The 19,253-nt window shown below is 70.9% G+C and carries 16 protein-coding genes; 9 read left to right on the top strand and 7 right to left on the bottom strand.

Annotated elements, in window-relative coordinates; all coding sequences use genetic code 11:
• Positions 1–4: 4 nt before the first annotated feature.
• On the bottom strand, positions 5–1,288 hold the full coding sequence (locus N4G66_RS16610) for a putative T7SS-secreted protein (RefSeq protein WP_261704880.1): 1,284 nt from the start codon (positions 1,286–1,288) through the stop codon (positions 5–7).
• Positions 1,285–1,590, bottom strand: a complete 306-nt coding sequence (locus N4G66_RS16605) for a hypothetical protein (protein ID WP_261704879.1) — start codon at positions 1,588–1,590, stop codon at positions 1,285–1,287. Before N4G66_RS16605 ends, N4G66_RS16610 begins: the two co-directional genes overlap by 4 nt.
• Before the next feature lie 206 nt (positions 1,591–1,796).
• On the opposite strand from N4G66_RS16605, the gene N4G66_RS16600 reads away from it, so the two are divergent.
• Positions 1,797–2,360 carry a hypothetical protein gene (locus tag N4G66_RS16600; protein WP_261704878.1) on the top strand — a complete coding sequence of 188 codons (564 nt, stop codon included), beginning with the start codon at positions 1,797–1,799 and terminating at the stop codon, positions 2,358–2,360.
• A 68-nt stretch (positions 2,361–2,428) separates the two neighbouring features.
• Here the strand turns inward: N4G66_RS16600 and N4G66_RS16595 are convergent, their stop codons facing one another.
• Positions 2,429–2,734: a WXG100 family type VII secretion target gene (locus N4G66_RS16595; protein ID WP_078943692.1), complete on the bottom strand. Its 306-nt coding sequence runs from the start codon at positions 2,732–2,734 to the stop codon at positions 2,429–2,431.
• Positions 2,735–3,012: 278 nt separating this feature from the next.
• Between N4G66_RS16595 and N4G66_RS16590 the strand changes: the two genes are divergently transcribed.
• The 4 genes from N4G66_RS16590 (at position 3,013) to N4G66_RS16575 (ending at position 10,200) form a co-directional block, all read left to right on the top strand.
• Positions 3,013–7,578: an FtsK/SpoIIIE domain-containing protein gene (locus N4G66_RS16590; RefSeq protein ID WP_261704877.1), complete on the top strand. Its 4,566-nt coding sequence runs from the start codon at positions 3,013–3,015 to the stop codon at positions 7,576–7,578.
• An 85-nt stretch (positions 7,579–7,663) separates the two neighbouring features.
• On the top strand, positions 7,664–8,266 hold the full coding sequence (locus N4G66_RS16585; protein ID WP_261704876.1) for a hypothetical protein: 603 nt from the start codon (positions 7,664–7,666) through the stop codon (positions 8,264–8,266).
• Between the two features lie 141 nt (positions 8,267–8,407).
• The gene (locus tag N4G66_RS16580; RefSeq protein ID WP_261704875.1) at positions 8,408–9,106 is read left to right on the top strand and encodes an RNA polymerase sigma factor; all 699 of its coding nucleotides are present in this window, start codon (positions 8,408–8,410) and stop codon (positions 9,104–9,106) included.
• Positions 9,103–10,200, top strand: a complete 1,098-nt coding sequence (locus tag N4G66_RS16575; protein ID WP_261704874.1) for a CU044_5270 family protein — start codon at positions 9,103–9,105, stop codon at positions 10,198–10,200. Before N4G66_RS16580 ends, N4G66_RS16575 begins: the two co-directional genes overlap by 4 nt.
• 90 nt (positions 10,201–10,290) lie before the next feature.
• Here N4G66_RS16575 and N4G66_RS16570 read toward each other — a convergent pair whose 3' ends face one another.
• Complete coding sequence (locus N4G66_RS16570; RefSeq protein ID WP_261704958.1) at positions 10,291–12,147, bottom strand: serine/threonine protein kinase; 1,857 nt, start codon at positions 12,145–12,147, stop codon at positions 10,291–10,293.
• A 128-nt stretch (positions 12,148–12,275) separates the two neighbouring features.
• Positions 12,276–13,124 (bottom strand): menaquinone biosynthetic enzyme MqnA/MqnD family protein, encoded by an 849-nt coding sequence (locus N4G66_RS16565; protein ID WP_261704873.1) that lies wholly within the window; start codon positions 13,122–13,124, stop codon positions 12,276–12,278.
• A gap of 343 nt (positions 13,125–13,467) precedes the next feature.
• Between N4G66_RS16565 and N4G66_RS16560 the strand changes: the two genes are divergently transcribed.
• Positions 13,468–13,671 (top strand): cold-shock protein, encoded by a 204-nt coding sequence (locus N4G66_RS16560; RefSeq protein WP_010986243.1) that lies wholly within the window; start codon positions 13,468–13,470, stop codon positions 13,669–13,671.
• A gap of 140 nt (positions 13,672–13,811) precedes the next feature.
• Here N4G66_RS16560 and N4G66_RS16555 read toward each other — a convergent pair whose 3' ends face one another.
• The gene (locus tag N4G66_RS16555; RefSeq protein WP_261704872.1) at positions 13,812–14,390 is read right to left on the bottom strand and encodes a helix-turn-helix domain-containing protein; all 579 of its coding nucleotides are present in this window, start codon (positions 14,388–14,390) and stop codon (positions 13,812–13,814) included.
• A gap of 68 nt (positions 14,391–14,458) precedes the next feature.
• Between N4G66_RS16555 and N4G66_RS16550 the strand changes: the two genes are divergently transcribed.
• The gene (locus N4G66_RS16550; RefSeq protein ID WP_261704871.1) at positions 14,459–15,160 is read left to right on the top strand and encodes an AzlC family ABC transporter permease; all 702 of its coding nucleotides are present in this window, start codon (positions 14,459–14,461) and stop codon (positions 15,158–15,160) included.
• Positions 15,157–15,480: an AzlD domain-containing protein gene (locus N4G66_RS16545; RefSeq protein WP_261704870.1), complete on the top strand. Its 324-nt coding sequence runs from the start codon at positions 15,157–15,159 to the stop codon at positions 15,478–15,480. The genes N4G66_RS16550 and N4G66_RS16545 overlap by 4 nt, the downstream gene beginning before the upstream one ends.
• A 98-nt stretch (positions 15,481–15,578) precedes the next feature.
• On the opposite strand, the gene N4G66_RS16540 is transcribed toward N4G66_RS16545, so the two are convergent.
• Positions 15,579–17,483: an AMP-dependent synthetase/ligase gene (locus N4G66_RS16540; RefSeq protein WP_261704869.1), complete on the bottom strand. Its 1,905-nt coding sequence runs from the start codon at positions 17,481–17,483 to the stop codon at positions 15,579–15,581.
• A 632-nt stretch (positions 17,484–18,115) separates the two neighbouring features.
• Here N4G66_RS16540 and N4G66_RS16535 point away from each other — a divergent pair.
• Positions 18,116–19,102, top strand: a complete 987-nt coding sequence (locus N4G66_RS16535; protein WP_261704868.1) for a MaoC family dehydratase — start codon at positions 18,116–18,118, stop codon at positions 19,100–19,102.
• The last annotated feature ends 151 nt before the right edge of the window (positions 19,103–19,253 follow it).

Genomic DNA, 19,253 nt, shown 5'->3' with positions numbered 1-19,253 from the left:
GGGGCTATGCGGCCAGCGCGGCATGGAAGGGCTTCGGCGAGGCGCCGGGGGAAGGACTCGGTGTGGGCATCGGCGTCGGCGAGGGCTTCTGGGCGGGCGGCTGATATCCGGTCGTCCCTCCGTTCTCCCCGCTGAACATCCGGTGCAGGGCGCTCGCGAGACCGGTTCCCTTGATGGCGGCCGTGATCTCCTTGCCGCCCATCGGGACGAATTTCTCCGGAAGGCCCGAAATACCGAGTTTCTGGCCCAGCTTGAGCCCCCCGGCCAAGGTCTTGTTCGTCAGCGTCACGCTCAGGCCGTTGAGGAAGTTGTGGCCGATCCCGTCGACGGCGGCGATGCCTCTGAACGACCCGAAGGTGCCGAGTTTGCCGAACGCCCGCAATTTCGCCGCGCCCTTGAGGCCCACCAGGGCCCGGAAGCCCTTGAGGGACCCCAGTCCAGGAAGGATGCCCAGGGCGTCGGTGCCCAGCTTCAGCCAGCTGACCTTCCCGCCCCGCACAGACATGTCGTAGGCGTGGCCGGCCAGAGCCGCGGCGCTGGAGAGGACGGCGAGCGTCGCGAAGATGGGCACCAGGAACTCCAGGGGCGGGACGAACGCGCAGACGACCGCCAGCACCGAGAAAATCGCCGAGAGGTTGGAGAACGTATCCGCCCAGTCGGCAAGCCAGTTCATGAATCCGCCGGGATCCCGGACGGCATCGTGGTGGACAACGTCCCTGATGTGCCGCGCCGCACGGTCTCCGGCGTCGTCGAAGATGTCCCGGGCGTCCTTCACCTCCTTGCGCGCCTGTCCGATCCTGCCCAGCGCTTCGTTCTGCTTCTTCTTCCAGCGTTCGTATTCGGGCCTGTCCGCCTCCGGGATCTCGGTGACAAGGTGCTTGTCCGTGAACTTCTTCACCTCCCGCTCCGCCAGGTCGTGGTCGTCCTTGGCATCCCGGTAGTCCGCCAGCGCCTTGTCGGCCTTCTGCTGCGCCCGGTGCAGCTCTCCGGCGAACTCCTTCGACTCCCCGTCGACGACCTTCTCGCCGAGCGCGTTCGCGGCCTCGTCGTACCGCTCGAACGCCTTCTTCAGCCGGTCACCCGCGCCGTCGGCCACTTCGTTGAAGGCGCGCCCGGCATCGCTGTCCCACCCGTCCACGGAGGACAACGCCTTGATGACTCTGGCCTGTTCATCGATCATCTCGGCCGTCTCGCGCAACTTGCGCCCGAGCGCCGCCACTTCGTGGGGGTCGCCCGGTGTCGGGTCTTCGTCCCACAGGGGCGGCCAGTCGCTGGATCGCCTGCTCACTGCTTGCTCTTCCCCTTCGCTCCCGAAATGGCCTTCGCCAGTTCGTGGTCGATCTCCTCATACTTCTGAGCCGCGACCGACGTGGCTTCGGCGAGCTTCTTTATTTCCTTCATGAGTTTCTTGCGCGTCTTCTTCCATGTGCCGCCGAAATCATCGAAGGCATCCTTCAAACCACCATGTCCGAGTGCGTCGTTGTAACCGTCCGCCGGATTTCCGTGCTGCTCGAACTCACGGTGGATCTTTCCCAGCGAACGCGAACAGTCCTTGATCAGGTCCAGGTCGTAAGCAGTCCTGTCACCCATTGACGAATTCCCCCATCGTGAACATGAGACACTGCTGCGATACTTCGCCCCGCAGTCAGCGAGGAAGGTGGGACGCGTTGTCCAGGAGCAGCGACCGCACAGCACGCAACCGCCTCGGCGTAGTTCCGGACGCCGGTGCGTGGTGCGCGATAGGCCGGATTCCGGAGCCTCCCCCGGGCGTTCACCAGGCCGCCGGAGAGGGACCTTTGCGGCCGGCGTTCCTGCCGCCGCTCGGCATGCTCGGCGCCGTTCTCGTCGCGCCGCTCATGCCCATCGCCATGCTGTTCAGCCTTCTCGCCTCCGGCGAGGAGGCTCTCAAACGCCTCCTGTCGACGAAGGAGGAGCGCGACCGTGCCCGCGCCGAGGACCTGGACCTCGACAGTCGGGACAAGGCCATCGCCGAACAGGGGCTCGACGCCACCTTCGACGGCGACTGGAACAAGGCCGCGGGCCAGTTCTTGTTGCGCTGGTACGGACATTCCTCCCACCATCAACGTTTCGTCCTGCTGACGGAGGGCCGCATCGTGCTGGCGGCCCCGCCCAAGCGCGTGTCCGTCCGCAGGGAGGACCGCATGCGCGTCGTAGCCGAGATCCCCGCGGGTACGGCGGTCATCGAGGACCCCCTGCCCGCGTACGACAACCGGAAGTTGCGTGTGCGCTTCACGGACGGCTCCTGGCTGATGCTGACCACCGAAGAGCAGCGCAGCGAACTCCACACGCACCTGATGCGGCAGTCGCGGGCCGCGGGTTCCGGCGTCCTCGACGTCTGAAACGACGGTGCGATGGGACACGGCATGTGCCCCACCGCACTCAAGCGGCACACTGACCGCGAACCGTCCTAGCCCTTGACACCCTTGGCCAGCTGATCATCAAGGTCCTCGTACGCCTTCGCGGCGTCCTCGAGGAACTTGGCCATGCCCTTGAGGCCCTCAAGGGTGTCCTTCATGCCCTTGGTGAACTCCTTGAAGGAGTCGTCGAAGGCCTGGGAACCCTTGGACGTCGTGTAGCCGTCGGCGACGAGGCCGTCGATGTAGCTGTCGAGGCCGTGGAGCTTGTCCTCCATCTTCTCCTTCTCGTGGCCGAGTCGCTTAGCAGCGTGCCGCATCTTCTCGTAAGTGATGTCTGCGTCTTTGCCGCCGGCCATGTGGCGTCCTCCATGCTTCAACTCGCCGCAGGGCCAACCCCCGTGGCTCCTGATGCGGATGGTGCGACCGTCCGCATTGAGCAAGCAGCTTACTTACGACGCTTGCAGCAGCACACCCCGGTTCTGTCACGAGCCCGCACCAAGGACGGTGTACGGCACCGGCCTTCGTGGTTCCCTCACACGGGCCGTTGCCTGCGGGAAGCGGTGAGCGGCTATCGTCGAGAGCACTGTGGCCCGCGTTCCGGAAGCGGCCTTCGGTACCTGGGGGAGTGACGAGCGTGCGGCTGACTCTGACCGTCGTCGACCCGCTCGGCGGCGCCACCGCCGACGTGGTTCTTGATGCGGATCCCGAGTCCTCGGTGGGGGACATCGCCAAGGAGCTGGCGGAGCACGTCGGTTACGACGGTGGCGCGCAGATCATTCCGCTCGGGCACCACCGGGGGGCCGCGGGCGGCGGCGCGCCCGTCGTGTACGTCGACGGGTATCCCGTCGATCCGGCCGCGACCATCGGCACCTCGCCGCTGCGCGAAGGTGCCGTCGTCAGCCTGCACGACCCCGCCGGATGCCTGCCCGGCGAGCCGACCGGACTGGTCGAACTGCGGGTGGCCGGCGGTCCGGCGGCCGGTGCCGTGCACCGGCTCGGGATCGGCCGGTACGACATCGGCGCCGGGGCGGCGTCGTACGTCCGGATCGACGATCCCGAACTTCCGCAAAGGGCACTGGCGTTGTCAGTTGCAACGGACGGAACGTGTCGTGTCACCGTGCACGGGGAGAAGGAGGGCGTCACCCTCGACGGCGGGTCCTTCGAGGAGCGCGAGGACGACGAGTGGCCGCTCGGCAGCCAGGTCGCCGTCGGCAACACCCTTCTCCAGCTGGACCGTTACACAGTGCCCGACGCCGCGCTCAAGTGGTCCGACGACGGCGCCGGACTCGACTACAACCGGCCGCCGCGGCTGCGTCCGCCGGAGCGTGAGACGAAGTTCCGGCTGCCGAACCCCGTACGGGACTACGAAGCCCGGCCGCTGCCCTGGCTGATGGCGCTGACGCCGTTGGTCAGCGCCATCGTCATGGTGCTGGTCTTCGGTCGCTGGTACTACATGATCATGGCTCTGATGAGCCCGTTGATCATGCTGGGCAACTACTTGATGGACAAGAAGCAGGGGCGCAAGTCCCATGCCAAGCAGGTGAAGGAGTACAACGAGCACAAGGCGCGGATCGAGAAGGACGCCCAGGAGGCGCTGCTCGCCGAGCGGCTCGACCGGCGTCGGGCGATCCCCGATCCGGCCACCGTGCTGTCCCTGGGAACCGGACCGCGCACCCGGCTGTGGGAGCGTCGGCGCACCGACGCGGACCATCTGCTGCTGCGGGTCGGCACGGGCCGACTGCCTTCCGAAGTGGTCCTCGACGACCCGGAGCAGGACGACCACAAGCGCCAGGTCACCTGGACCATCGAGGACGCGCCGGTCGCACTCCCGCTGGGCGAGCGCGGTGTCATCGGCATCGCGGGGCCCGGTGACTCGGCCCAAGCCCTTGGCCGCTGGGCCGTCGCGCAGACCGCGGTGCTGCACAGCCCGCTGGACGTCCAGTTCTACGTCCTGACGGAGAACAGCGGCCAGGAACGCTGGGACTGGGTGCGCTGGCTGCCGCACAGCAGGCCCGCCGGCGCCCAGGACGCCAACGTCCTCATCGGCACGGACGCCGAGACCGTCGGCGCCCGCATCGGCGAGCTGACCCAACTCCTCGACGCCAGGCAGAAGGCCGCCAAGCAGAACGGCAACAAGGCCTCGTTCAGCGATCCGGACATCATCGTCGTCTGGGACGGATCCCGGCGGCTGCGGTCCATGCCGGGAGTGGTGCGGCTGCTGCGCGAGGGCCCGGCCATGTCCATGTACGCGATCTGTCTGGACGCCGAGGAACGGTTCCTGCCCGGCGAGTGCCAGGCCATCGTCATCGCGGAACCCAGGCCCGAGGAACACGCGACCGCGCAGCAGCCCGCCGGCACCGCGCCCACCGCCCCCGGCGGCTTCCCCTCCTTCCACGCCTGGCACGCCACCGAGGCCGACGACTCCGCCACCGGTACACACAAGGCCCTCGAGCTGCGACTGCGGGTCCAGCAGACGGGCATCGCCCGGGTACGGGACGTACGGCCGGACTTCGTGACGGCCGCCTGGTGCTCCCGGCTCGCGCGCGCCCTGTCCGCGCTGCGCGACATCAGCGGCGAGACCGAGGACTCGGCCCTCCCGGGTGCCAGCCGGCTGCTCGACGTACTGCAACTGGAGCCGCCGACCGGTGACGCGATCAGCGCGCGCTGGCGGATGGGCGGGCAGTCGACGACCGCGGTCGTCGGCGAGTCGTACGACGGTGCGTTCGGCATCGACATGCGGCGCGACGGCCCGCACGGTCTGATCGCCGGTACGACGGGTTCCGGCAAGTCGGAGCTGCTCCAGACCATCGTGGCGTCGCTGGCCGTGGCCAACACCCCCGAGAACATGACGTTCGTCCTCGTCGACTACAAGGGCGGCTCGGCGTTCAAGGACTGCGTCAAACTCCCGCACACCGTCGGCATGGTGACCGACCTCGACGCCCATCTCGTCGAGCGGGCCCTGGAGTCGCTGGGCGCGGAGCTCAAGCGGCGCGAGCACATCCTCGCCGCCGCCGACGCCAAGGACATCGAGGACTACCAGGATCTCGTACGCCGTGACCCCTCGCACGCGCCGGTGCCCCGGCTCCTCATCGTCATCGACGAGTTCGCCTCCATGGTGCGCGACCTGCCCGACTTCGTCACGGGCCTGGTCAACATCGCCCAGCGGGGCCGTTCGCTCGGCATCCACCTGCTGCTCGCCACCCAGCGCCCGAGCGGTGTCGTCTCGCCGGAGATCAGGGCCAACACCAACCTCCGCATAGCGCTGCGCGTGACCGACGGCGGCGAGTCGAGCGATGTCATCGATTCCCCCGAGGCCGGGCACATCTCCAAGAGCACGCCGGGCCGCGCGTACGTCCGTCTGGGGCACGCCTCACTGGTGCCGTTCCAGTCCGGCCGCGTCGGTGGCCGCCGGCCCGGGGCCGCCGATCCGGCGGCGCTCGCGCCCTGGGCCGGACCGCTCGGCTGGGCGGACCTCGGGCGGGCCGCGCTGGTCAAGCCGAAGGCCGAGCAGCGCGAGGAGGAGGAGATCACCGACCTCAAGGTGCTGGTGGACGCGGTGCGCGAGGCCAACCATTCCCTCGGCATCCCGCCCCAGCACAGCCCCTGGCTGCCCGCCCTCTCCGAGACCCTGCTGCTCGACGAGGTCCAGGTGCCCGCGTTCGCGGGCAGTCCGGGCAAGCTGCCGCCCGCCCCCTACGGGGTCGAGGACCTGCCCGCCGACCAGGCCCGCCGGCCCGTCGTGGTGGACTTCGCCTCCTTCGGTCATCTGCTCATCGGCGGCGCTCCGCGCAGCGGCCGCTCACAGATCCTGCGGACGATCGCAGGCTCGCTGGCCCGCACCCACTCGGCGGCCGACGTGCATCTGTACGGCATCGACTGCGGCAACGGCGCGCTCAACGCGCTGACCCGGCTGCCGCACTGCGGCGCCGTCGTCGGCCGCAACCAGACCGAGCGCGTGGTCCGCCTCATGGCCCGCCTCAAGGGCGAACTGACGCGCAGACAGGACCTGTTGGCCGACAAGGGCTTCGCGGACATCGGCGAGCAGCGGGCCGCGGAGCCGGAAGGCGAGCGGCTCCCGCACATCGTGGTGCTGCTCGACCGGTGGGAGGGCTGGCTGCCGACGCTCGGCGAGTACGACCACGGAGATCTGACCGACCAGCTCACCGCGATGATGCGCGAGGGCGCGAGCGTCGGTCTGCACATGGTGATGACGGGCGACCGTCAGATCCTCTCCACCCGGATCGGCTCGCTCACCGAGGACAAGTACGCCCTGCGGCTCGCCGACCGCTCCGACTTCTCGCTGATCGGCGTCAACGCCCGCAAGATCCCCGAGGAGATCCCGCCCGGCCGCGGCTACCGCAACGAACACGGCACCGAGACCCAGTTCGCCCTGCTCACCGAGGACTCCACCGGCCAGGGCCAGGCCGCCGCGCTCGCGGCGATCGGCGAGGCCGCCGCGGTCCGCGACGCCGGACTCCCGCGCGCCCGGCGTCCGTTCCGGGTCGACGTGCTGCCCACCCGGATCGGCTTCACCGACGCCTGGGAGATGCGCGACCCGGACGCCTCCCGCTCCAAGCTGTGGAGCCTGGTGGGCATCGGCGGCGACGACATCATGGGCTTCGGCCCGGACCTCTCCCGGGGCGTGCCGACGTTCGTCGTCGCGGGCCCGGCGAAGTCCGGCCGCAGCACCACGCTGCTGAACATGGCCCGGTCGTACCTGGCCCAGGGCGTACGCCTGGTCGTCGCCGCGCCGCGTCCGTCGCCGCTACGTGAACTGGACGGCCAGGACGGGGTGTTGAGGGTCTTCGACGAGGACGACATCGAGAGCGACGACCTGCGCGAGGCCATCGACTCGGCGACGCCCGAGGAGCCGATCGTGGTGCTGGTCGACGACGGTGAGGTCCTGGAGGACTGCGACGCCGAGACGGTCTTCAAGCGGATCGTGCAGCGTGGCGCCGAACGCGGTCTCGGACTGGTCATCGCCGGTGACGAGGAAGACGTGTGCAGCGGGTTCTCCGGCTGGCAGGTCGAGATGAAGAAGGGCCGCCGCGGCATCCTGCTCTCTCCGCAGGACTCCTCCGCGGGCGAGCTGATCGGCATCCGTACGAACCGGAGCATGGTCGGCGGACCGATCGCCCCCGGCAAGGGCCTTCTGCACCTCGGCGACGGGGAGCCGCTGACGGTGACGACACCTGTGTGACCCGCCGGGCCGGGCAAGCGAGAACACGAGGACCACGAAGACGAGGAAGCGGAAGCAGGCCGAAAGAAAGAGGGGGGCAGGTCCGGTGAGCGGATCGGCGAAGCCGAAGCGGCGGAGGGCGGCCGGGGCTGCGCTGCGCTACGAGCAGGTGCGGCGGCGGCCGTCCGCGTGGCAGCAGGTGAAGAAGAAGGCGCCCCGAGGGGAGTCGTTCCTCGGCTGCCTGTTCCTGCTGGCCGCCATGGCGGCGTTCGTCGGGTTCGCGCTCATGGTCGGGACCTGGGGATCCGAGCTCTGGGGCCATGTCGCCCCCGCCTCGCCCGGCGGCGGATACGGCTTCGCGGCCGGTGCCGGCGCCCTCCTGCCACTCGGGTCGGCCGCCGTGATCGCGACTCTGACTCGGATGAACTGGAAGAGGAGCCCTCTCCGCTCGCTGGGCTGGGCGGCCGCCTCTCTGCCCGGAGTCGCCGCCTTCTTCGTATGGGCGGTGGTCTTTTTCGCGAGCTTCCGCCCCAAGCACCGACGCGACTGGGACTCCGAGTGCTACAGCCGGGGCAACCCCTGCTGGGTCCACGTGGAGTACCCCTGGGTCTGGGCCGCCGGCCTGCTCTCGACGGTGCTCGTCGCCGCCGCGCTGATCACCGTGCTCATCAGGGTCGCGAACGCCCGCGAGAAGGCCCCGTCCACCTGAGCCCCGCGCCTCCCGTCTCCGCTCTGAACCCGTCCCCTGCCCGGCGTCCTGTGGCCGGCCGGCGCCTCTGTCGCCCCGTGTGACGCGGATCACGGGAACCCGGGGTGCCTGGATCGTCAGTTAATGAAGGTGAGCACTGACATGCGTACCCGGATACGTGCCGGGGATCCGAGCGCGTTCGCCGAGCTGTACGACAGCTACGCACGCGCCGTCTACAACCACGCCTTCCGCCTCACCGCCGACTGGTCCGCGGCGGAGGACGTGATGGCCGAGACCTTCATGGAAGCGTGGCGGCTGCGTGACCGGGTCAACGCCGAGGGGGGCAGCCTGCGGCCGTGGCTGCTGGGCGTGGCGATCAACATCGCCCGTGGCCACCATCGCAGCAACCGGCGTTACCGGGCGGCGGCGAACGCCGCCGCGGAGGCCGAGACGGCGCTGCCCGACCACGCCGACGAGGTGGCGGGCCGGCTCGACGACCGACTGCGTATCGCCGCTGCCCTGCGCGCGCTCGCCGCACTGCGCAGACCCGAGCGCGAGGTCCTGACGCTGTGCCTCTGGGAGGGGCTGGAGTACACGGCCGCGGCCGAGGCGCTCGGCATCGCCGTCGGAACGGTGCGCTCGCGCCTCTCCCGGGCACGCGCCAAGCTGCGCAAACTCACCGAGGCCGAACTCGACGGCCGACCCGCCGCCCGGGCGGCGCCGGTCCCGTACACGGACCACCGCACCGAAGAACGCGCGGGAAATCCCGTACGAGGAAATCGGGAACTCGGCCGGCCGGATCGACAGACAAGAGGAGAACACATCCACTCGATCCGGCCCGTATCGGAAGGAAATCGATGAAAGCGACCCAGTCCCGGCAGAGTCCGGCCGAGTGGGAGGAGAGCACGCCTCTCCTCCCGCAGACTGCGCGCGATCTCCCGGCGGGCCGTCACCAGTTCCACAAGGAGCGTTTGATGGCCCACATCCAGCAGGACACCCAGCGGGACGCGAGCACCACGAAGGCCGCCCCCGCCCTGCCGAAGCCCCGAGGACTCCGCCTGCTGCGCCCGGCTTTCGTGCTGCCCGCGATGGCGCTGACCGCCGCGGTCGTCGCCGGAACGCTGCTGATCGACAGCGGCGTGCACAGCGATGGTCTCGCCACCGGACCCGCGGCGGTCATCCCCGTCGGCGCCACGACCACCAAGGGCCTGCCGCAGCTGATCGACCAGGTCTCACTGGCGGCGGCCGAGGAGACCCACCCCACGGTCGAGCCCGGTCAGTACGTCTACACCGAGTCCCAGGGTTCCGGCACCTTCGTGAAGACGGACGGCGGCAAGGGCAGCCTCGTCAGCTACGCGCTGCACCGGCGCCAGGTCTGGCAGTCCGCCGACGGCACCAAGGGCTGGCTGATCGACGCGGCCGTCAACGACAGCTCCGATGGCGAGACGCTGAGCCTGCCCGACGAGCAGGGCAACACCCCCGAGGCCGGCCTGAACCACCCGTCGTACGACTTCCTGGCCCGGCTGACCACCGACCCCGACGAGCTGCTGAAGCTGATCTACAAGGAGACCTCGACGCAGGGCAACACCCCCGACCAGGAGGCGTTCACCACGATCGGTGACCTGCTCGGCGAGAGCTACCCGCCCGCGAAGCTCTACTCGGCCCTGTTCAAGGCCGCCGCGAAGATCCCGGGCGTGGTCGTGGTGAACGACGCCAAGGACGCGCTCGGCCGCTCGGGCGTCGCGGTGGCGCGGCTGGACGAGACCAGCGGCGAACGCGAGGAGTGGATCTTCGACAAGAAGACCCACGGCTTCCTCGGCGAGCGGACCGTGCAGGTCAAGTCGGTCACCCAGGACGGCGTCGTCATCAAGCCCGGCACCGTCCGCGGCATCAGCGCCATCACCAAGCGCGCGATCGTCGACGGCATGAAGCAGACGCCCGGACAGAAGGGCTGAGGTCCCGCCGCCACAGGCTGAGACCCACCGCTGCCGACCGGTCTTCGTGGCCGCCGTCCCAGGACGGCGGCCACGGGGCTGTGCGGGGCACTAGCCGACCTTCGTCATCCGGGCCACCGGGTCCCCCGCCTCGGCGTTGTCCGAGTCGTAGGTGAGGACGCTGCCGGCGGGAGTCAGCCGGACCTCGTGCCGGCCCTTGGTGCAGACGTCGCGGTTGGACTCCGCGGCCACGCCCGTGGCGACGAGCTGCTTCTTCGTGACCTTCTTGAGGATGAGGACGTCGTCGCAGATGCCACCGATCTGGTCGGTCTGCCGGAAGGTGCCCAACTCCTGTCCCACGGCGGCCTGGTGGACGGTGACGCGGAAGGTGCCCATCGGGAGGGTGCCGTTGAGGGCGAGGCCGTCGCCCTCCCAGGTGCCGAGGTAGGAGGCCGGGATCGTGGACTGCTGCTCGCCCGGGTCCGGGGTGCTCGCCGACGGCCCCGGTTCGGGGGCGCTCGCGCTCGTCGACGGACGCGTGCCGGGAAGGGTCTCGCTCGCCCTGGCCGTCGGGCTGCCGCCCGACGCGCTGCTCCGGTCGTCGCCGCCCGGCAGCAGGTCGAAGAGGAACGCCGAGCCCACGGTCACCGCGGCCAGCGCTCCCGCGACCGCCAGCGCGACCGTGCAACTCATCCTGCGGCCCCGCCCGTCGGCCCCGGGCGCGGAGGTCGCCGCCACGCTGACGGAGACCTTGCCCGGCCGGTCGTACGGCTGCTCCTTCGGCGGCGCCCCTTCGCGGTGGACGGCGTCCTGGGGCCCGGCGGCCCGGCTCTCGCGCTGACCGGGTACGTACGTGGGCATCCGAGGCGGCGGCCCGAAGCCCTGCGGGGGCGGCCCGAAGCCCCCGCTTGTTCCCGGCACCCCGGCCGCCTCGCCGAAGGCGGCATCCCCCGACGCCACCTCGCCGGACGGGCCCGGTCCGGAACCGGCACCCTTCCCGGTGGCCGGGCCGGCCTCCACCGAGGGGCTGCTGAACCCCACCGGCCCGGAGGGCGCGGAATCCGCGGTCCCCGTCGCCTCAAGATTCAGCAGCTGTACGGCACTTCGGCTCACCCGCTCGACCAGGGAGCCCGGCAGCCAGCCCGCCGACACCAGCCCGGCGGCGCCCTGCGGTGCAAGCCGGACGGCCACCTCGTCCGGAGTGGGCCGCGCCACGGGCGACTTGGCCAGGCAGGCCGCCACCAGCTCGCGCAACTCGCCTTCCAGGGAGTCGAGTCGCGGCTCCTCGTGCACCACCTTGTAGAGGAGGGAGGCGGAGGAGTCGCCAGGGAAGGGGGGCTGTCCGGTGGCGGCGTACGCGATGACCGCGCCGAGCGAGAAGACGTCCGCGGCTCCCGTGACGCCCTTGCCGAGGATCTGCTCGGGGGCCATGTAGCCGGGGGAGCCGACCGAGACCCCCGTCGAGGTCAGGGAGGCGGTGCCGTCCGTGGCCCGCGCGATGCCGAAGTCGATCAGCAGCGGGCCGTCGAGGGTGAGCAGCACGTTGGATGGTTTGACGTCACGGTGGACGAGGCCCAGCGCGTGGACCGCCGTGAGCGCCTCGGCCAGACCGGCCCCGAGAACGCGCGCGGAGTGGACCGGCAGCGGTCCGCCGTCCGCGACGGCGCCCGTCAGTGAGGGGCCGGCCGCGTAGGCGGTGGCGACCCAGGGGACCGGTGCCTCGGGGTCCGCGTCCAGGACGGGGGCCGTCCAGGCACCGCCCACCCGACGCGCGGCCTCGACCTCGCGGCGGAACCGGGCGCGGAACTCCTCGTCGAGCGCGAAGTGCGGATGCACGATCTTGACCGCGACCGTACGCCCGCCCGCGCTGCGTCCCAGATACACGCGTCCCATGCCGCCGGACCCCAGCCGGCCGAGCAGCCGGTAGGGCCCCACGACCGTGGGTTCGTCGACTCCGAGCGGCTGCATGGCACTCACGGCTCACTCCTCCCCCGTACACACTGCCCAGCAGCGTAGTGCCGTGCGCGCCCGGAGCCGCGTGACGGTCGCCCCGTATCTGCCGGCGCGTGCCCGTCAGACTCGTGACGACCGGCGCCTCACGGCTGGAGGAGCCGTACGTTCACGTCCGCCGGGAACCCGGTGGTCGAGCCGACCCGGCGCGCGAACTCCCGTACGGCCTCCAGTTGCGGGCCGCCGAAGCGGAAGTCGAGCGTCGTGAAGTACTGCTCCAGGACGGCCTCGTCGAAGGCCTCCCACCGGGCCGCCTGCTCGGCGACCTTGGAGACCTCGTCGAGGGAGAGGTCCCTGGAGGCGAGGAAGGCCTGGTGCACCTTGCGGGTGACGAGCGGCTCGCGCTCCAGGTAGTCGCGCCGGGCCGCCCACACGGCGAAGACGAACGGCAGGCCCGTCCACTCCTTCCACAGGGCGCCGAGATCGTGCACCTGGAGACCGAACTTCGGTCCGTCGAGCAGGTTGGCGCGCAGCGCCGCGTCGCCGATGAGGACGGCGGCGTCCGCCTCCTGCATCATCAGGCTCAGATCGGGCGGGCACGTGTAGTACGAGGGCTGGACCCCGACCTTCTCGGCCAGCAGCAGCTGCGCGAGCCGCACCGAGGTGCGCGAGGTCGAGCCGAGGGCGACGCGGGCGCCGTCCAGCTGGTCGAGGGGAACCTGCGAGACGATCACGCAGGACATCACGGGGCCGTCGCAGCCGACCGCGATGTCGGGGAAAGCGACAAGGTCGTCGGCGTGCTTGAGGAACTCGACGAGCGTGATGGGCCCGATGTCGAGATCCCCCCGCACCAGCTGCTCGCTGAGCTTCTCCGGGGTGTCCTTGGTGAGCTCGAAGTCGAGGAGCGTGCCCGTTCTCGCGAGCCCCCAGTACAGGGGCAGGCAGTTCAGGAACTGGATGTGGCCGACGCGCGGCCGGGTGCGAGAATTGTCCACATCGCGAGGCTAGACCCCGTGCGCTGCGGTCCAGGCTTCAGGGTCGGCGTGTGCTGGTGGAAACCATCCGGACCCCTCGTGTCAACTGTTGTGACACCACGAAGTCAACGCACGTCAGACCCCTCGCCCGCACGGGCCACCCTTCCGAATGACGTGATCTTTGCCTCTATTGCTTTCGGCTGCCTGCGTGCTAGGCTCGCCGCAAGTTGCAGTTTGGTTTCCCTTGCAGTACAGAGCCTGCGGAGCATGTGACCGCGGGCTCTCGTCGTTTTCAGACGTATGCAGTTGTTTACACAATCGCAGGTTCTGGAGCAGGGCAACCCTTTGGGCCCAAGGAGGGCTTATGGCTACCGGAACCGTGAAGTGGTTCAACGCCGAAAAGGGCTTTGGTTTCATTGCCCAGGAAGGCGGCGGCCCGGACGTCTTCGTCCACTACTCCGCGATCAACGCGAGCGGATTCCGCTCTCTCGAAGAGAACCAGTCGGTTTCCTTCGACGTCACGCAGGGTCCGAAGGGCCCGCAGGCGGAGAACGTCACCCCGCTCTAAGCCTTCGGCTCCATGAGCCCAATGCTTTGATCCGGAACGGATAGCAGTACCCAAGGAGCCCCGCGTCAGCCGGTCGCGGGGCTCCTGCCTTTTCCCGGCGCCCCGCCCGCCTTCGCGCCTCCCGTCACAGCATCCGCGCTTCACACGTGTTGCATCACGAGCACGAACGTCGTCCCGGGTTCCAGCGCCTCGTACGCGTGCGGCACATCGCCCCGGTACGCCATGTAGTCACCGGGGCCGAGCTCGACCGCCTCACCGCGCGGGCCCGCCTTCAGCCGCCCCGCGCCCACGATCAGATGCTCGACGCTCCCGGGAATGTGCGCTTCGGATGCGCGCGCCGCGCCCGGCTCCACCCGCAGGTGGTAGATGTCGCGCCGGGCTCCCGGCGGACTCGCGGAGAGCAGCGTCGCCGCGTAGGCCGCCTGCTCCGAGTGGACCGTCGGCCCCTCCCCCGCACGGATCACCTGGACCGCCGGGCTCGGCGGCTCGACCAGCGCGCTGAACGGTACGCCCAGCGCGACACCCAGCGCCCACAGCGTCTCCATGCTCGGATTGCCGCTCGCCGCCTCCAGCTGGGACAGCGTGGACTTCGCGATCCCGGCACGTTTGGCCAGCTCGGACAGGGAGAGGCCGGCCCGCGCGCGTTCACGGCGCAAGGAGGCGGCGATCCAGTCGAGAGGCAGGCGGGCCGGAGGGACACCGGTGCCGTCATCGGTCATGTCGTTCTCTCCATCGGTCCGAACGTTCGCCTTGACGAACATGGCGCTTGCTGTTCATTGTAGAAAACATGCGTTCGCCGTTCCGAACACCGCCGCTCCGAACACCACTCCTGACGCATGACTCGCGTCTGCTGCGGGACGTGGCCCTCGTCTGTCTGGCCGGCGGGGTCGTCGGCGTCTCCTTCGGGGCCATCGCCGTCGCGGGCGGGCTCCCGGTCTGGCTGCCGGTGGTGATGTCGCTGCTGGTGTACGCGGGCTCCGCCCAGTTCAGCGCCGTCGGCATACTCCTCGCCGGGGGCGGGCCGTTCGCCGCGGCGGCCACCGGACTGCTGCTCAACACCCGCACGGCGGCCTTCAGTCTCGCGGTCGCCGACGTCATCGGGCGAGGCCGCTTCACCCGCTGGATCGGCGCCCACCTCGTGACCGACGAGACGGTCGCCTTCACCCTCGCCCAGCCGGACCCCGCCCGCCGCCGGGCCGCCTTCTGGATCTCGGGGCTCGGCCTCTACGCGTCCTGGAACCTGTGCGTCCTGCTCGGCGCCCTCGCCGGGAGCGCGCTGGGCGACACCGGACGCTACGGACTCGACGCCGCGTTTCCCGCGGTGCTCGTGGCACTGGTCCTGCCCGCACTGCGCGGGGACACCGGCGTACGACGCGCCGCGCTCGCCGGAGCCGCCGCGGCCCTGGCACTGACGCCCTTCGTCCCGGTGGGGGTGCCCGTACTGATGGCCCTCACCGGACTGCTGCTCCTGGGCGGGCGGACGGCATGAGCGGCACGGCACCGGCCCTGGCCGCCGTCCTCGCCCTCGCCCTCGGGACGTACGTCTTCCGGCTGACCGGGCCGCTGCTGCACGGCCGGGTCGAACTCTCCGCCCGGGTGCGGAGGTTGCTGTCCGCGGGAGCGGTGGTCCTCCTTGTCGCGCTGCTCGCCACGGGCGCGCTCACCGAGGCCCGCGGATTCGCGGGATGGGCCCGGCCCGCCGGGGTACTGGCGGGCGGCGCACTGGCCTGGCGAAGGGCCCCGTTCGTGCTGGTCGTCCTGGGAGCCGCGGCCACGACGGCGGCCCTGCGCATGGCCGGGGTCGGCTAGGGCACGACAAGACGAGGGAGTCCACGACAGGGCAGGGCAGGGCAAGGCGGAACTGAGCAGGGCGGAGCAGAGCAGGTCAAGGGTGCCGCCTCTCTCGGCTACGTCGCGTACAGGGCCTCTATCTCCCTGCTGAAGTCCTTCTCGATCGCCGCGCGCCTCAGCTTCATCGAGGGCGTCAGATGACCGGACTCCTCGGTGAAGTCGACGGGCAGGACGGTGAAACGACGGATGGATTCGGGGCGCGAGACGAGTTTGTTGGCCTCGTCGACGGCACGTTGCAGGATGGCCAGCAACTCGGGGTCGTCCATGACGAGTTCGGCAGGAACCGGGTGCCTGCCGTTCATCCGGCGCCAGTGGGTGATGCCCTCGGGATCGAGGGTGAAAAGGGCGGAGACGAACGGGCGCCGGTCGCCCAGGACCATGCACTGGGCGATCAGCGGATGGGAGCGGAGCCAGTCCTGCAGAGGCGCCGGGGCGACGTTCTTGCCGCCCGCGGTGATCAGGATCTCCTTCTTCCGGCCGGTGATGGCGAGGTAGCCGTCCGCGTCCAGTTCGCCGATGTCTCCGGTCGCGAACCAGCCGTCCGGCGCCGCGTCGACGACCCCGCCCGCGTGCGGGTCCCAGTAGCCGCGGAAGACCTGTCCGCCGCACAGCAGCACCTCTCCGTCGGCGGCGATCCGCACCCGGGTACCGGGCAGGGGCCGGCCCACCGTGCCGAGGCGCGGCTTGTGCGGGGGTGTGACGGTCGCGGCGGCCGTGGTCTCCGTCAGGCCGTACCCCTCGAAGATCTCGATTCCGGCACCGGCGTAGAAGGCGGCGAGCCGGCGGCCGAGCGGGGAGCCGCCGCAGATGGCGTGCCGGACCCTGCCGCCGAGGGCGTTGCGGATACGGCGGTAGACCAGGGGGTCGTAGAGGGCCCGGGCCGCGCGCAGGGCCCGGCCGGGACCGGGACCGGTGCCGTGCTGCTTGGCCTCGACGGCCTCGCCGTACTTCTGGGCGATCCGCGCCGCCCGGTCGAAGGACGAACCGCGGCCCATCCGTTCGGCCGTGGCGCGGCCGGTGTTGAAGACCTTCTCCAGGACGTACGGGATGGCGAGCAGGAAGGTCGGTCTGAACGAGGCCAGGTCCGCGAGGAGTTCGTCGGTCTGCAGGCTCGGGGCGTGGCCGAGTTTCACCCGCGCGCGCAGACAGGCCACGGCCACCATGCGGCCGAAGACATGCGAGAGGGGGAGGAAGAGAAGGGTGGAGGCGGGCTCCTGGGTGCGGGCCTTGAAGATCGGGTAGAGCAGTTCCACGGCGTTGTCGACCTCGGCGAAGAAGTTGCCGTGGGTCAGGACGCAGCCCTTGGGGCGGCCTGTGGTGCCCGACGTGTAGATGAGGGTGGCGAGCGTGTCCGGGCCCAGCACCCCACGCCGTACGGCGACTTCCTGGTCCGGGACATCGCGGCCGAGTTCCGCGAGGCGCTCCACATGACCCTTCTCGAAGACCCACATGTGCCGCAGATCGGGGATGTGCTCCCGCTCGGGCCCGAGCGACGCGGCCTGCGCGACGGACTCCACGGCGAGCGCGACGGCCCCCGAGTCCTGGAGGATCCAGCGGGTCTGGAAGACGGAGGAGGTCGGGTAGACGGGCACGGTGACCAGGCCCGCGGCCCAGGCGGCGAAGTCGAGGAGGGTCCACTCGTACGTCGTCCGGGACATGATGGCGATCCGGTCGCCCGGCACCAGCCCCTCCGCGATCAGCCCCTTGGCCACCGCCAGGACCTGCTCGGCGAACTCGGCGGCGGTCACGTCCGTCCAGCCGTCGCCGTCCGGCGTCTTCCGGCTGAGGACCGGCTCCAGCGGGGCGGCGGCCGCGTTGTCGAACGGGATGTCCGCGAGGGAGCCGTGCGTCACCCGGCCCGCGATCGGCGGCACCGCGACCTCGCGCACGACACCGTCCAGCCGCCTGATCTCGGGCTCCGGAAGGGGAGGTGCGGAGTCGGGGAAGTACGGGCTGGACACGGGGCGGCTCCTTGTCGGCCGGAGGCCGGGGCGGGTGCAAGGCGTGTACGGGCTCGGAGGAGCGCGGGGCGCGAATCCTGATACGGCCGTGGGGAGTAGGGGGTTCAGGGGTCTCGGCAACCCGGTGAGACGGGGATCCTACGGCGCCGAAGTGTGGGGTTTGTGGCGCTTTGCGGCAGGCAAGGTGCGGGTTACCCGGGGTAGCTGTGGCTCCCCCGGGCAGGACAGTTCGGGGTGACGGCACCCCTCCCACTCCGACCACCCAGGGTGGCCGTGGCACCTCCGGCAAGGCGGTCCGGGGCGACGGCACCCCTCCCGCTCCGACCACCCGGAGCGGCCGACGCGCCTCCGGCAAAGCAGTCCGGGGCAGCCGCGACTCCTCTCGCCCGGCGGCCCGGCGTCGGTGGCCCCCGGCGGGCCGGTCGACCGTGACGCACGGACACCCGGCACGCCGGGGCAACCCGACTCGCCGCGACTCCCCATCGAGCCCCCCTTCCGGAGATTGCGGGTACCCATCTCGACCTGCTGCCCGCCCTCACATACCCTTACCCCCGGTAACTTACTCCAGAGTAAATTCGTGTCCGAGCCGGGACACCGAGAGCCGCACCCTCCCCACCCGCCTGGAGACCTCGATGCGCACTCAGCCTCCCGTCCGCCCCGAGCCCCGGACCCGCACCCTCGCCGCTCCCCCCTCCCTCGTTCCGCTGCTGGCCCGCGGCGCCCTGCTCTCCCCCTTCAAGCGCCCCCGCCCGGACTCCCCCGTCCCCGCCACCCGGCTCGTCCTCTCCGGCGTGCGGGTCGACCTCGCCCATCTCGCCGCGTACGAGCGGGTGTGCGGGTTCGCGACCGGCGCGGACGCCCTGCCGGTCACGTATCCGCATGTGCTCGCCTTTCCGCTGGCGATGCGGATCATGGCGGGGCGCGCGTTCCCGCTGCCGCTGCTCGGGCTGGTGCACACGTCGATCGAGATCACCCAGCACCAGGAGTCCGCCGCGACCGCGGAGTACGAACTCGGTGTGCTGGTCGAGAAGTTGGTGCCGCACCGACGGGGCACGGAGGCGATCGTGCTCACCGAGGCGCGGGCCCACGGCAGGCTCGTGTGGGAGTCGAGGAGTACCTACCTCGCCCGGCACAGGCCCCGGGACCCGGGCCAGGACCGGACCCCGCGGAACGCCTCGCGAGAGGCCCCGCCCGAAACCCCGTGCCGCGCCGCACGACGCACCGCTCCTCGGGCCGCCTCGCGAGCGGCCGTGCACAACGCCCCGCCGGCCCCTTCGCCCGAGGGACCGAAGCCGCTGCCCGCCGTCGCCGAGTGGTCCCTCGCCCGGGACGTCGGCCGCCGCTACGGCGCGGTCTCCGGGGACCGCAACCCCATCCACCTGCACCCCCTCACCGCCCGCCTCTTCGGCTTCCCGCGTGCCATCGCGCACGGCATGTGGACCGTCGCCCGCTGCCTCGCCGAGTACGGGCCGCAGCAAGCGGTGGGAGTGCGGGCCGAGTTCAGGGCCCCGGTGCTGCTGCCCAGGACGGTGACGTACGCCGCGCGGGGCCCGTCGTTCGAGCTCCGCTCGGGCGGGCGGGTCCATCTGACCGGCGACGTACGGCCGCTGCACGCATGAAGCGGGCGCGCCGCCCCGCGTCGCCCCGGGGTGGACGGCACGGCAGGGCAGGGCAGGGCATAGGCAAGGCAGATCCGTGCGCCGCCGCCCGTGATCGGGTCGCCACGCCGGGCGCGGCGGGGCGGCTGCCCGCGCTGCGGCCGTGCTGCTC

Source organism: Streptomyces rhizosphaerihabitans, from assembly GCF_025399795.1.
Taxonomy (GTDB): Bacteria; Actinomycetota; Actinomycetes; order Streptomycetales; family Streptomycetaceae; genus Streptomyces; species Streptomyces rhizosphaerihabitans.
The sequence above is the reverse complement of the archived record's forward strand: the minus strand, read 5'-3'. Positions and strand labels throughout refer to the sequence as shown.

Bases quoted from the DNA above. Each gene is read 5' to 3' on its own strand.
- N4G66_RS16605 (WP_261704879.1), bottom strand. From the start codon at position 1,590: ATGGGTGACAGGACTGCTTACGACCTGGACCTGATCAAGGACTGTTCG.
- N4G66_RS16595 (WP_078943692.1), bottom strand. From the start codon at position 2,734: ATGGCCGGCGGCAAAGACGCAGACATCACTTACGAGAAGATGCGGCAC.
- N4G66_RS16580 (WP_261704875.1), top strand. From the start codon at position 8,408: ATGCGTACCCGGATACGTGCCGGGGATCCGAGCGCGTTCGCCGAGCTG.
- N4G66_RS16575 (WP_261704874.1), top strand. From the start codon at position 9,103: ATGAAAGCGACCCAGTCCCGGCAGAGTCCGGCCGAGTGGGAGGAGAGC.
- N4G66_RS16570 (WP_261704958.1), bottom strand. From the start codon at position 12,147: ATGCAGCCGCTCGGAGTCGACGAACCCACGGTCGTGGGGCCCTACCGG.
- N4G66_RS16560 (WP_010986243.1), top strand. From the start codon at position 13,468: ATGGCTACCGGAACCGTGAAGTGGTTCAACGCCGAAAAGGGCTTTGGT.
- N4G66_RS16555 (WP_261704872.1), bottom strand. From the start codon at position 14,390: ATGACCGATGACGGCACCGGTGTCCCTCCGGCCCGCCTGCCTCTCGAC.
- N4G66_RS16550 (WP_261704871.1), top strand. From the start codon at position 14,459: ATGCGTTCGCCGTTCCGAACACCGCCGCTCCGAACACCACTCCTGACG.
- N4G66_RS16545 (WP_261704870.1), top strand. From the start codon at position 15,157: ATGAGCGGCACGGCACCGGCCCTGGCCGCCGTCCTCGCCCTCGCCCTC.
- N4G66_RS16535 (WP_261704868.1), top strand. From the start codon at position 18,116: ATGCGCACTCAGCCTCCCGTCCGCCCCGAGCCCCGGACCCGCACCCTC.